The following is a 12707-nucleotide window of genomic DNA, read 5'->3' as shown; positions in this document are numbered from 1 at the left end:
TTTCCTCACCTCGGACAGACATTTTCCGATTTTTTACAGCATAGTCATTATCATCACGCTGTCGCTGTCGAAACGTTCGTTGGTTACCGAGAAGACACCTCAGGAAAGGATGAAAAGCTATGTGCGGGATAACCGGATGGATTGATTGGAATAGAGATCTCACCATGTATCCGTCCATTCTGGAACAAATGACGGATACGCTCACGGCTCGCGGGCCGGACGCCTCCGGCACGTGGGTTACCCCCCATTGCGCTCTGGGCCACCGGCGCCTGAGCGTGATGGACCCTGCGAACGGGACCCAGCCTATGGTACGCCAGTATGGCGAAAATACGTTTACTATCGTATACAACGGAGAATTGTACAATGCTCCCGAGCTGAAACAAGAGCTGCAGCTGCGCGGCCATTCCTTTTCCACCACGTGCGACACGGAAGTGCTGCTCATCTCATTCATCGAATGGGGGCGCGCTTGCGTCGACAGACTGAACGGCATCTTTGCCTTCGCGGTCTGGACGTCACTGGACCAATCCCTGTTTCTCGTGCGGGACCGGCTAGGCGTGAAGCCATTATTTTACTCCTATTTGAGCGGTCAGCTGCTGTTCGGCTCCGAGCCGAAGGCAATCATGGCCCACCCTGAGTTCCATGTAGAAATCAGCGAAGAAGGATTGGCTGAAATATTCGCCGTGGGCCCCGCCCGGACGCCAGGACATGGTGTGTACAAAAATATGTCAGAACTGAAGCCGGGCCATTGCATGATCGTCGATCACAACGGCATCAGCATTAAGCCATACTGGAAGCTCTCAAGCAAGCCGCATGAGGATGATGTCGATACCACTGCGGAGAGGATTCACGAATTGCTGAAGGACACGGTGGAACGCCAGCTTGCTTCCGACGTGCCCATCTGCACGCTGTTATCCGGCGGCCTCGACTCAAGCGCATTGACGACATTTGCAGCCAACTATTACAAGGAGCGTCAGCTGGGCACGATCCACACTTACTCCATTGATTATGTCGACAATGCTAAGCATTTCAAAGCAAACGCCTTTCAGCCAAACTCGGACGCCCCCTGGATTAAGCGCATGACAGAATTTCTCGGAAGCGAACATCACTTCCTGGAGTTTGACACCCCCGAGCTGGTCGAGGCGCTGAAAACCGTTGTGTATGCGCGGGATTTGCCGGGGATGGCAGACGTGGACGGATCGCTGTATTTATTTTGCCGGGAAATCAAAAAACACGCGACAGTGGCGATTTCCGGCGAAGCGGCAGACGAAATTTTCGGCGGATACCCATGGTTTCACCGCGAGGACGCGTTGAATGCCGGGACCTTTCCCTGGTCGCTCGCGACCGCAGAGCGCGTGAACTTGTTGGCTCCCGACTTCGTAGATTGGGTGAAGCCTGAGCAATACGTGAAGGACCGCTACCGCCAAGCGTTATCGGAGGTGCCTCGCCTGTCCGGCGAAAACCAGGTGCAAAACCGCATGAGAGAGATGTCCTACCTGAACATAACACGTTTCATGCCAACGCTATTGGACCGCAAGGACCGGATGAGCATGGCGGTCGGACTGGAGGTACGCGTTCCATTTTGTGATCATCGGCTCGTTGAATACGTGTGGAACATCCCATGGGAGATCAAAACGTCGGGCGACAGGGAGAAGGGAATTCTGCGCCGCGCGCTGCGAGGCGTACTGCCGGAGGATGTATTAACACGCAAGAAAAGCCCTTATCCGAAGACACATAACCCGAGTTATCTAAATGCAGTTCGCTCATGGGTGCTTGACATACTGAACGATCCGGGCTCACCCATCCTGCCATTCATCGATGCCAGAAAGATACGTACCCTGGCCGAAGGCGACGCAAATGAGTTCAATCTGCCGTGGTTCGGGCAATTGATGACAGGGCCGCAGCTCTTTGCGTATTTGGCGCAAGTCGACACCTGGCTGCGGCATTATAAGGTGTCGGTGCACTGATGTACATGCCAAAAAAGACGGGATTTCCGCATCCCACGCGGATCCCGTCTTGGCTGTTAACTACTGTAGAGCTTCCCAGAGGCGCCGGATGGCATGGCCTCGGTGGCTTACTTTGTTCTTTTGCTCGATGCTAAGCTCCGCCATGGTTTTACCGTAAGCAGGGAGATAAAACAACGGGTCATAGCCAAACCCGTACTCGCCGCGGCCCTGCGGAAGAATGGCACCCTCACAATAATCTTCCACCTCGGCTACCGGCTCGCCATCCGCATTCACCAGGCAGATGGCGCAGACAAAACGCGCGGGGCTCAGGATCTCCGGCCCGCCCGCCTCGCTTTGACCGACGGCAGGCAGCTGCTTCAGCCGGTCCAGCAGCTTGCGGTTGTTTTGCTCGTCAGTGGCATGTGCGCCAGCGTAGCGCGCTGAATATACCCCCGGCTCGCCGCCCAATCTATCCACGGTAAGTCCGGAGTCATCGGCGATAACCGGGAGACGCAGATGCAGTGCGATGGTGCGGGCTTTGATAAGTGCGTTAGCCGCAAATGTCTCCCCATCCTCAATGATTTCCGGTAAATCATCAAAATCACGTAAGCTTTTTACCGCAATGCCCTTCTCCTGGAACAGAGGCGCGAACTCCTTGACCTTGCCTGCGTTGCTCGTGGCGATAACGATCTCATTCCCTATTTCCCGCACTCGAACCGCTCCTTATCCGTGCTGAGATGTCCGGCCCTAACACTGCCTCCTGCTGCCTGATCATCGATTGGATACCGCTTTCCGCCAGCTCCAGCAGTTCATCCAGCTCTCGGCGGGAAAAAGGCGCATCTTCTCCTGTGCCCTGTACTTCGACAAACTTGCCCGTGCCGGTCATAACTACATTCATATCCACCTTGGCCCTGGAATCCTCTTCATAGTTCAAATCCAGGCATGCCGTGTCACCCACGACACCGACGCTTACCGAGCCTAGAAAATCGTTGATCGGATACTTGGGCAGCTTCTTATCCTTGCACAGTTTATCAATGGCAAACGCCATGGCGACAAAGGCGCCTGTGATTGAAGTAGTCCTGGTTCCTCCATCAGCCTGAATCACGTCGCAATCAAGCGTGATGGAACGCTCGCCGAGCGCCTGGAGGTTCACTACCGAGCGCAGGGCACGCCCAATCAACCGCTGAATCTCCATAGTTCTGCCGCCCAGCTTGCCCTTAGCCGCCTCCCGCTGGTTGCGAACCTGAGTAGCCCGCGGCAGCATGGAATATTCCGCGGTCACCCAGCCTTTGCCTTGCCCCTTCATAAACGGCGGCACCCGTTCTTCAACGCTCGCCGTGCATATTACTTTTGTATCCCCCACTTCAATTAGCACCGAACCTTCCGCATGCTTAATGTAGTGAGCGGTTATTAAAACAGGACGTGTTTGATTACTTTCTCTCCCATCATTTCTCATACCGTTATGTATCCTCCTTAAGCATTTACAGCCTTTCCCATTGTAACAGAGTGCCCAGGCAAGTTCCAACAGAACGAACGGAGCGCAGCCCCCGAAAGCATCGAGAAAGTGCCCAATTGGCTCGCGAAGATTGTTGCAGGCGGGGTGGACGCCATCGCTCCTCCAGAGGATACGTGCCACCTTTATTTTCGCTATACCATTATATCAGGCACTTTCTCGACAAGTCAGGGGGCATGCGCCCCCTGATTCAATTTCGCTATTCCTGGTTAAGAGAAATAGGATACTATATTGCTATAGCTTCACCGAATTGACGGTGGAGGGCCGGCTTACCGGCTGGCTGTAGTTGACATCGCCGCTTGAGCTCACTTTGGCATTGCCGCCCACGGTGATTTGCACCTTGGTGGCCAGGCCGGCGTTTTCGGTCAAAGATAATACGACGGCGTTAAGCGCTTCGGCCGGAGCTTTTTTGTCGGCTCCCAGTATGCCCTCCGAGAAATCCACAGTGATTAGATCGTTCGCCTTCTTCAACTCTTTCAGTTCCGCACCTGGCGTCATCACACCGGCCAGGCCTGTCGTTTGATCCGGTCCGGCGATGAGCTGCTCAACCACTGCCTGAGCGACGTTGTCCGTACGTTTGATCATTCTGGTCACCGGCACATAATATTTGTAATTGTCTGTGTTTTGTCCCAAGAAATACAAGGTCACCGGTGTGGATTGACCATATTCAACGTCTTCGGGCTTCTCAAGATTAATGCCCATCGCACGGGTGAGCGGTTCATCCAGCGGCGTGGCACCCTGCGGCATTTCCTTGAGCGGTGTGCCCTCAACGCGAAGCTCCACTTTCTCGACGGCTGGAAAGCCTGTCATCGTCCACGTGATTGCTTCCAATATTTTACGTTCATCCTGCACATTATAATCGGTGAATGACTTGGAAAAATCCACAACAGCGAGTTTCTGATCCTTTTTGATGTCGATCCCTTTGACCGTTGTACCTTTAGGAATGATAGCGGTAAAGCCCGACGGCAGCTTGCCCGCAGACGGTCCGTCCTCGACCATCACTTCCAACGCTTTTTTGGCGACCTCGACGGAAGTGTCCACCATTACCCCGACAGGTGCGACAAAGCCATTGGCATCCGTTGCATATACAGTGACCGAGGACGCAACCTGCGCAACGGAGCCGCTTACGGCTTGCGCCGGCCCGGCGTCGGATTCCGCACCAGTCGGAGGAGGATCAATGGATTGGGTATGTTCCTTCGTTTCCGGTATGGAGCAGCCTGACGCCAGCAGTACAACGATGCCGGTGACTGCTGCGAATCGCGTCCACTTATGAGATTTCATTGAATAGTTCCTCCTTGATAATCGGGATTGTTTGTCCTTGTCTCTTATTCCCACTATACGAGCAGGAGACAAGTTTTATGCCAGTGATTTCTGTGAAAACCAAAACTTTGATACATATTGTATTGTAATGGGCGGCTGCTGTTTTTATAATAAAATGTGATTGCCGGGCCTCATGTTCCGCAGGGAACCATTTGCGCACAAACACACTGCAATAGTTGAAATATTAGACGAACTTTATTTCCATACTCCATAGAGGTGATCCGCTTGCATGTCGGACTGATTGGCCAAGATATGTTCTTCTCGCAGTTGATCGAACAAAGCAACGACCTAATTCAGGGATTAACACTGGACGGGATGGTGACATACAGCTCACCGTCGTTTTCAAAATTATTGGGAATTCCGGCAGCCTCCATGCTAGGCTCTCCAGGCGCAAGCTGGATTCATCGGGCGGACGCTCCCGCGTTCTATCGCGCTTTTGCCCAGCTGACACGGGATCTGTCACCGTTCGTGCTGGAATACCGATACGTCCGGCACGACGGTACCGAACTGTGGGTGCAGGGCAAGGCCAGCGTAATCTACGCAGGTGACGCTCCGGTGAGCGTGGGATTGATTGCCAGAGATATAAGCGGGATCAAGCGCGAACACGACAATTTGACGCGGATGGCTTACTACGATGCACTGACAGGCCTGCCGAACCGCCGGCTGTTCCACGACCGCTACAAACAGGCGATGATAGCTGCCAAGCGGCATAGCCGCCAGCTCGCTGTTCTGTATCTGGATCTGGATGACTTCAAATTAATTAATGACCGGTATGGGCATAGCGCGGGTGACGAGGTGCTTAGAATTTTGGCCTCCCGACTGACCAAATGTGTAAGGGCGTCCGATATGGTATGCAGACTAGGCGGAGACGAGTTCATCATTGTACTGCCGCAGCTCAAGCAAGCGGATGATGTGCATGTGCTTACCCGGCGGATTGCGGGCGCGCTGAACGACCCGTTATGTATTGCGCAGCAGCAAATTTCCGTGACATGCAGTATAGGTGCGGCGATATATCCTAGGGACGCCACCGACGGCATGGATCTGATCGACTTCGCGGATCACGCAATGTATCAAGCGAAAACACATGGTAAAAACTATATGCAGATCTAGCCTCTGAGAAGGATAGCCAAATTCGCCGGCGCTCGGCTGCACGCTACAGGAGGAACTTACATTTGCTGTATAACCTGAATTCACAGGCCGTGGCGGATGCATCGCTAGCATGGCTGTCACGTCGCGGCGTCGACTTGAAAGATATCGCTGAGCTGACTCATATGCTGCAAAAGGACTATTATCCGGATCTGTCCTTGGAGGAATGTTTGGAAAGCGTAGGAAAGGTCGTGGGAAAACGCGAGGTGCAAAATGCGATCTTGACCGGGATTCAGTTGGATATTTTGGCGGAACAAGGGAAGCTCATCTCACCCCTGCAGGAAATGCTGGAGAACGACGAGCCGCTATACGGGTGCGATGAGATACTTGCATTGTCCATCGTCAATGTATACGGCAGCATCGGGTTTACCAATTTCGGGTACATTGACAAGATCAAGCCGGGCATTCTTAAAATGCTTAACGATAAGCACGGAGAGCGTAAACATACATTCCTCGATGACATCGTCGGAGCGATCTCGGCCTCGGCCAGCAGCCGCCTCGCCCACCGCAAGCAGGAGGAAAAAGAAGCGAAAGCCCGTGCCGGCGTCGGGTCAGCTCTTCCGCTGGGTAATGCGTGAGACCAGGCGTACAATAGAATAAACTGACACGGAACGGCCCGACCATGTGAGTGATGGTCGGGCCGTTGTGGCTTGCGCGTAAACTACGCGAGCTGATCTGATCTTTTCGGGTTAAATATGATCCATGATACGCTGATACACATTAACCAATGCAAACTTGTTTGTCACTCACACCGGCATCATACACCACGTTGGGCATACCGCACACCACACAGGGACCCGGCAACTGCAATCTCTTAATTCCGTGCTTTTCTGCCACCGGAAAACCTGTTCAGCCAATCGACCGGTAGCGAGTGAGCCCGGCGTGGTCGATCTGTTCTACCAGCGCGGCTTCCCGTAAGAATATGAGGTGGGCCAGCGTTTCCGACAGCGCGAATCGCAGCTGATGCAGTGTCAGCCTGTCACCAAATGCCTGCAGGCACACCTCGTAGCCGGTGAGCGGCTCTGCGGACACCATGCTGCGCATCGTTTGCAAGCGTGTCTCATGATGGCGGATCAGATCACTCGCCCTTTTGCCGAAATCTGCGAACGGCTCCCGGTGTCCTGGATAAGCCATGTCCACCTCATAGCGGCTTATTTCATCCAAGCTGCACAGGAAGCTGGCGAGCGGATTCTCGTCAATTCCCGGCAAATAGCTCACGTTGGGTGAAATCTGTGGAATGACATGATCGCCGCACAGCATATCTTTCGTGTCACGGCGGTAAAAGCATACGTGCCCCGATGCGTGGCCGGGCGTATGAAGTGTCTCATAGTGATGATCCCCTAGCGGAAGCGATTCACCCAGCGCGATAAACGACACGTCCGGCTCAGGTGTCACCATCGGCACGAATTCGTCCATATGATCCTTCATTCGCTCAAGCTGGTCGGACGGCAGTCCGTGGCTTCGAAACAGCTGCAGAAGCGTCTCGGTCATCGGCTGATCATCAGCCCAGAGGAGGCGTGTTTGCTCATAGCCTATTTTTGACATTAGCACAGGCGCTTGCGAGCGCCGTTGGAATAACCCCGCCAGCCCGTAATGGTCCGGGTGGTGATGGGTAAGCACGATCTGTTCGATGTCCTGAAAGCCGATCCGCAACTCGCCGAGGACCCGCTCCCACAGCTGTACGGCGGCGTCGGTATGCAGCCCCGGATCAACGATGGTCCAGCCATCGCTGCCCCTTATCAAGTAGCTGTTGACCCAACGCAGCGGAAACGGCAGAGGTACTTTGATTTGGTAGATATCATCGTTATGTAAAATGTGCAAAGGATTCACGCGCTGTCACTGTCCTTTCCGGTGTCCGACGAAAATCATCCGCTTCGAGTCCTCATGATCATACGCGGACGCATCATAATTTCCAAACACATGCGCTGCTGCAAGTCCGGCCCGGTCCAGCATGCCCATAAAGTCTGCCAGATCATAAAGCTTCACCTGTTCCATATAAGTGCGTTCCGGTTTCCCCGGTTCACTGACCACGATTGTCTTGCGCACGAAACCGTCTATGATTTGACGGGACTCCTCAATACTCACGTCCCCGTCCTGCCGCCTGGAAAAAGGGACCAGATGTGTGCGAACATAGCCAGGATTGAGGTAATCGATAATAAACTGCCCCTGTTCCGGTGAAAGCAGCCTGTGGATTTCATGCAGCACTCTTTCGTTTTCGATATCCGCCTCAAAATAACCGAAAGATGTGAATAAGTTAACCACCGCATCATACGTTTGTGATAGCGGGACCTCCCTCATGTCCCCATGGATCCAGCGGACGTTACCATCTGTGTCGAGTCGTCTGGCCTGATGCAAAAGTACCTCGGATAAATCCACTCCTGTGACACGGTAGCCGAAATCGGCTAAAGCCATCGAATGTCGGCCCATGCCGCAGCATAAATCCAGCACCTGCGCCCCCGGCTCAAGCTGCAGCCAATCAATCATTCGCTTGACCTCATTGTAGGCCCCTTCCAAATCCCGGTGCTTGTATACTAACAAATAATCATTGCCAAAGCTTTTTTTGTACCAGTCCGACATGGTTGATTCTCCTCTCTCACGTGCCGCCGTCGGGATTGTGCGTCCTGCGACGGGACGACAAATCGTATATCGCATGCCTTGATACAAATAGTATCAATGGCACTTAAGTCTTTCTTTGATTGTGTTTACCGGTGCTCGGCAACCTTATCTTAACAAATTTTCGCGTAGGCGTCATAATGTATTCGTGCAGCTGCAGTGTGTCAGCGAATAGAGGGTGCGGTGAATTAGTTGAGTCGGCGGCCTCTGTGGTGAACCGCAGGGTAACTGGTGTATAATGCGGCTAGTGTGTTTTCAAGCTGAACCGCGGAGTATCACATGATTAAGTATTGGGGGATCGCGATGCATCACCATTTGATCCGAGAGATCGGAGGCCGCAAGCACAAAGAGATTTATGAGCTAATCCGTCGGCATGGCACCGTATCGAAAATCGATTTACTAGAGCAGAGCGGAATGACCGGGAGCACGTTAACGCGCACGCTCGAGGAGCTCACCGCGCAGAATTGGCTGTTGGAGGCCGGATACGGTGAGTCCACCGGGGGCCGCCGTCCCATTCTGTATCAGACGAATCCTAAAGCGGGCTATGTATTTGGGCTTGACATTTCTCGCCTGCACACCAAGCTTATTCTGTGCGATTTGCACCTGAATCGGCTGGACGCGGCGAATTGGTTGATGGATGAGAGTTTAACACCCGGGCGCCTGCTTCCGGAGATAGCGCAAACGGCACAGACCATGTTGAAGTCGCATGGGATTCCGTCTGACGCGGTACTCGGAATGGGCATCGGGGCAGTCGGTCCGTTGGATCGCGTGTCAGGTACGATCCTTGAGCCGCTGCACTTCCCCGCAGCCGGGTGGCGGAATGTTGAGGTAACCGGATATTTCAGCGAACGGCTCGGCTTCCCGGTGCTGCTAGACAATGGCGCCAATACGGCGCTTATCGGAGAATCGTGGTCCGACAGGAACAGGGACTATCGGCATTTGCTGTATGTACATGTAGGCGTAGGCATCCGCTCTTCAATGATGTCCAACGGCAAAGTAGTGTATGGCGCGGTCGACATGGAGGGCTCTAACGGCCAGATGATTATCCAGACCGATGGGCCACGCCTCGGTGATCACGGAAATTACGGATGTCTGGAGACGTTCGCATCCATTCATGCCATCGAACAGCAGGCACAGGCCAGACTGAAGCAGGGAAGATCGAGCTTGCTGCTCACCCTAGAGGACCATCCCGAGAAAATCAATTTCAGTCATCTGGTACAAGCATTGCGGCAAAACGACCCTCTGACGGTGGAAATTTTCACGCAGGCGGCAACGTTCTTTGGCATCGGGCTATCCAATTTACTAAATATTCTGCACCCCGAGAAGGTAATCTTAGGCGGTCCGCTGATCAGCAGCCATCCCAGCTTGTTCCAAACGGCGACACGCGTAGCTATTCGCAATACATACCACTATCCAACATACCAGGTTGTGTTCAGCCAGGGTCATCTGGGCGAAGAAGCGCTGGTTACCGGAGCAGCGATAATGGTGATCGATCAGTTGACGGAAGTGTGAGGCCAATCCATGTGAGAAAGCTCTGAGCCCACCCACACTGCAAAGAACCTTCCTTGCGCTCAGCCGAGCGGCGGGAAGGCTCTTTGTTTGCTTGTTCAGTGCTGGCTTAAGCGCTCGAGGCAGCGTCTCCCGCAGGTTCACCGTTCATCTCCCGGAACAGTTGGACCAATTTGCCGTGCTTGCGCAGCGATTTTTCATGTATCAAATTCAGTTTGCCATTGTCCAACACGCCGAACCGCTCGATTAACACGGAATTTTCATGTGACCAGTCGAAGCCTTCGAAGATGGCGAGGCAAGAGGTCCAATCCTTGGTATAACCGCCATTTTGGTATAGGTGACCGTGGGCATACAAAGCAATGCTCTCCTGCATCGCTCTGCTCGCCGAACTGAACTGCGGAAGTCCCGGCTGTTCGGGCATAAGCGGCAGCAGCGTGCTGTAAAACTGATGTAAAATTTCTACATATGTAGATGGGTCCTGCCGAATTTTACGGGCTAATTCGTAGGATGGCTGCATTTTACCGGTGAACAGCATCGTGGCCGTCGAATACAACCAGCTGAAGCACGAGAAGTTCTTGTTATACGACGTTAGATTCGCGCGACGTTCCACTCCTGCGCCTTTCAAGAACATGTTGTGGTCCACTACCTGCTGTATGACAAGGTTGAGCGGATCAATGCTGTCGAACGAGTGACCCAGCTCTTTGCTCACCAGCAGTACCTTCGAGTTGATATCGCCGAACAGCTGTTTCTCTTCCTCTTCGCTCAAGCCAATATAAATTTGGACCGCGAGCTCGCTCTCCATCAATTCCAGCCGGCGTCGCTCAATCTGCTCGACCAGCCCTTGCATTTGCTCAAGCTCCTGCTTGATTTGCTCATCACCCGGCGCCCTGCGCTGTTTGAGAACTAATGCCGCGACTTTTCTTTCATGGCTTCTTACCTCTTTTAACAGCTGTTCATTCACGTACCCCAGCGCTAAAATACGGTGCTGTCCATCCAGCACGCTGAGCTTGGAGCCCGGACGAAGGAACAAGCCCTTCTCCGCTTTCGTCAACAAGCTAACTTCACGCAGCGACAAGGTGACCGGCCCGAAGAACACGCGGTCGAGTTCGCGCTCCTGCAAATAGTTGGCTATTTTTCGCCGTTGGCCATTGCTCAGTTTACGCTGTACCATCGGATCAATCGACGTGTAGTTCAGCAGATCCTGCACCTGCACGGCGACTGTAGCTAACCCGAATTTTTCGCAAAACGGGTGAATTGTCATATTGAGGCACAAACCGTCCATCAACCAACATCCTCCTTCGAGCTATCATCCGCCACATACGCGGGCTCCGTCAGGTCATCATCCCTAATCAGAAACATATGGTGCTCCTGGTAAAATTCACTGATATGCTGGTATGCCTTCATAATGCGCGAACGTCTGGGCAGACGATCCTTCTCGTCTCCGGCAAAGATAGCGTTCCAGTCAATGTGCGGCAGTATTTTCATCGAGTACTCCAACGCGTAACGGTTGAAGCCGCCTGACTTCGTGACTTCCCCATGGAAAAACATCGCCAGCGCGATTTGCATATTTTCTGTCCAGCACAGCTCGCCCTTTGCAGGTTCGGGCAAATGACGCAGCAGAGCGTCAAAGTACATGGCTGCCAGCTTGTGATGCTCATCTACGGCAGCCTTCTCAAAATAATACCCGTTATTGCGCGCAGAAGACTTCAACCGTCCTTCGAACAAGCCCACAAGTATTTCCACCAACAGATGGTAGGAAAACAGAAACTCGGGACCTTTTCCCCGTTCGGTGAACATGTCCACGGGGATGTTTTTCATCACGGGCTCGCTCTGCGCCAGCTGTGTTGCGAGAACGTGGTAAAACCGTCGCTGCTCCCGGAGCACGGCGAGATTGCCGCCGATTTTGCGAGGAAGCTTGTTAATATCCGAGAATAGCTGGCGCTCCTGCCGGGCATTGATGTCCAGATAAATCATGGTCGACATTGGGAACGCGTACAGCTTACTCAGTTTGGCTGCGAGCTCTTCCATCCGGTCATATTCACGGCGGTCCTTCGCACGCGCCATGTTGCTCTGCAGCGTCTCCATCAACCGGCGAAACGCTGCCAAACGATGCTGCCCGTCCACCACGTACAGCTTTTCGATGGCCTGCAGACGGTAAACTTTGTGCTCGTCATCGTATTCCCCCGCTCCTCTGGCCGACAGGATCAATCCCGGAAAATAAATCCCCTGCATGTGATCCAGATAAAGCATAATGTAATCCATCAGCTTAGATAAGTTTTGAGGCACGATAGAACGTTGCACTTCCAAGTCTACCTCGTAAATCGAAAACAGCTTACTCATCGGCAGCGTTGTGGACAGCGTTTTGTGTCCGAAGGTCGTGGACGCCGCTCCCGGAATTTCGATGTAAGAAGAAGCTTTCTGCACCGCCAGCAGTTCTGACAAAGACGTCACTGAATCCATCCTCTATTTCCTCCTTTAGTAAAAGGCTAGCGCTATTAGGCAATGTTGCTTGTTTGGCATTACTAGGTTCATATAAATCCAGTATAGACCGAATTCATTCGAATCATTCAGCAGGCGGACGGATAATTCCGATTTTTCCAGGGCGCGATAGACGCAACGCAGCTGCGATGCTACTCACAAAAAAGAAAACCCCCGCCGTGCTC

11 protein-coding genes are annotated in these 12707 nt (G+C 53.2%); 4 read left to right on the top strand and 7 right to left on the bottom strand.

Going from position 1 to position 12707, the window contains the following annotated elements:
* The first annotated feature begins 119 nt into the window (after nt 1-119).
* Nucleotides 120-1964: an asparagine synthase (glutamine-hydrolyzing) gene (asnB, locus tag CBW46_RS15660; RefSeq protein WP_089200941.1), complete on the top strand. Its 1845-nt coding sequence runs from the start codon at nt 120-122 to the stop codon at nt 1962-1964.
* Between the two features lie 60 nt (nt 1965-2024).
* Here the strand turns inward: asnB and CBW46_RS15655 are convergent, their stop codons facing one another.
* The 3 genes from CBW46_RS15655 to CBW46_RS15645 form a co-directional block, all read right to left on the bottom strand.
* Nucleotides 2025-2654 (bottom strand): XTP/dITP diphosphatase, encoded by a 630-nt coding sequence (locus tag CBW46_RS15655; protein WP_089200940.1) that lies wholly within the window; start codon nt 2652-2654, stop codon nt 2025-2027.
* Nucleotides 2635-3399: a ribonuclease PH gene (rph, locus tag CBW46_RS15650; RefSeq protein ID WP_089200939.1), complete on the bottom strand. Its 765-nt coding sequence runs from the start codon at nt 3397-3399 to the stop codon at nt 2635-2637. Before rph ends, CBW46_RS15655 begins: the two co-directional genes overlap by 20 nt.
* Nucleotides 3400-3690: 291 nt before the next feature.
* Entirely contained in the window at nt 3691-4737 is a 1047-nt protein-coding gene (locus CBW46_RS15645; protein WP_089200938.1) for a GerMN domain-containing protein, read from the bottom strand.
* Between the two features lie 264 nt (nt 4738-5001).
* Between CBW46_RS15645 and CBW46_RS15640 the strand changes: the two genes are divergently transcribed.
* Together CBW46_RS15640 and CBW46_RS15635 are read left to right on the top strand one after the other, a co-directional pair.
* On the top strand, nt 5002-5886 hold the full coding sequence (locus tag CBW46_RS15640) for a sensor domain-containing protein (protein ID WP_089200937.1): 885 nt from the start codon (nt 5002-5004) through the stop codon (nt 5884-5886).
* 62 nt (nt 5887-5948) lie between these two features.
* Nucleotides 5949-6500, top strand: coding sequence for a phosphatidylglycerophosphatase A family protein (locus CBW46_RS15635; RefSeq protein WP_089200936.1), 552 nt, complete (start codon nt 5949-5951; stop codon nt 6498-6500).
* A gap of 271 nt (nt 6501-6771) precedes the next feature.
* Here the strand turns inward: CBW46_RS15635 and CBW46_RS15630 are convergent, their stop codons facing one another.
* Both CBW46_RS15630 and CBW46_RS15625 read right to left on the bottom strand, forming a co-directional pair.
* Complete coding sequence (locus CBW46_RS15630) at nt 6772-7752, bottom strand: MBL fold metallo-hydrolase (RefSeq protein ID WP_089200935.1); 981 nt, start codon at nt 7750-7752, stop codon at nt 6772-6774.
* 6 nt (nt 7753-7758) lie between these two features.
* Complete coding sequence (locus tag CBW46_RS15625) at nt 7759-8499, bottom strand: class I SAM-dependent methyltransferase (protein ID WP_089200934.1); 741 nt, start codon at nt 8497-8499, stop codon at nt 7759-7761.
* A gap of 315 nt (nt 8500-8814) precedes the next feature.
* Between CBW46_RS15625 and CBW46_RS15620 the strand changes: the two genes are divergently transcribed.
* A complete protein-coding gene (locus CBW46_RS15620; protein ID WP_243633340.1) occupies nt 8815-10047 on the top strand; it encodes an ROK family protein in 1233 nt (410 codons plus the stop codon).
* Nucleotides 10048-10153: 106 nt separating this feature from the next.
* Here the strand turns inward: CBW46_RS15620 and CBW46_RS15615 are convergent, their stop codons facing one another.
* Nucleotides 10154-11326: a DNA sulfur modification protein DndB gene (locus tag CBW46_RS15615; protein WP_089200933.1), complete on the bottom strand. Its 1173-nt coding sequence runs from the start codon at nt 11324-11326 to the stop codon at nt 10154-10156.
* Complete coding sequence (locus tag CBW46_RS15610) at nt 11326-12504, bottom strand: DNA sulfur modification protein DndB (RefSeq protein ID WP_089200932.1); 1179 nt, start codon at nt 12502-12504, stop codon at nt 11326-11328. Before CBW46_RS15610 ends, CBW46_RS15615 begins: the two co-directional genes overlap by 1 nt.
* Nucleotides 12505-12707: the final 203 nt, after the last annotated feature.

The sequence above is a fragment of the Paenibacillus xerothermodurans genome (assembly GCF_002220865.2).
Lineage (GTDB): Bacteria > Bacillota > Bacilli > Paenibacillales > NBRC-103111 > Paenibacillus_S > Paenibacillus_S xerothermodurans.
The sequence above is the reverse complement of the archived record's forward strand: the minus strand, read 5'-3'. Positions and strand labels throughout refer to the sequence as shown.

What these genes read in the sequence shown, in the direction of transcription:
- CBW46_RS15625 (WP_089200934.1), bottom strand. Translation starts at nt 8,499, where the DNA reads ATGTCGGACTGGTACAAAAAAAGCTTTGGCAATGATTATTTGTTAGTA.
- rph (WP_089200939.1), bottom strand. Translation starts at nt 3,399, where the DNA reads ATGAGAAATGATGGGAGAGAAAGTAATCAAACACGTCCTGTTTTAATA.
- CBW46_RS15615 (WP_089200933.1), bottom strand. Translation starts at nt 11,326, where the DNA reads ATGGACGGTTTGTGCCTCAATATGACAATTCACCCGTTTTGCGAAAAA.
- CBW46_RS15620 (WP_243633340.1), top strand. Translation starts at nt 8,815, where the DNA reads ATGATTAAGTATTGGGGGATCGCGATGCATCACCATTTGATCCGAGAG.
- CBW46_RS15610 (WP_089200932.1), bottom strand. Translation starts at nt 12,504, where the DNA reads ATGGATTCAGTGACGTCTTTGTCAGAACTGCTGGCGGTGCAGAAAGCT.
- CBW46_RS15645 (WP_089200938.1), bottom strand. Translation starts at nt 4,737, where the DNA reads ATGAAATCTCATAAGTGGACGCGATTCGCAGCAGTCACCGGCATCGTT.
- asnB (WP_089200941.1), top strand. Translation starts at nt 120, where the DNA reads ATGTGCGGGATAACCGGATGGATTGATTGGAATAGAGATCTCACCATG.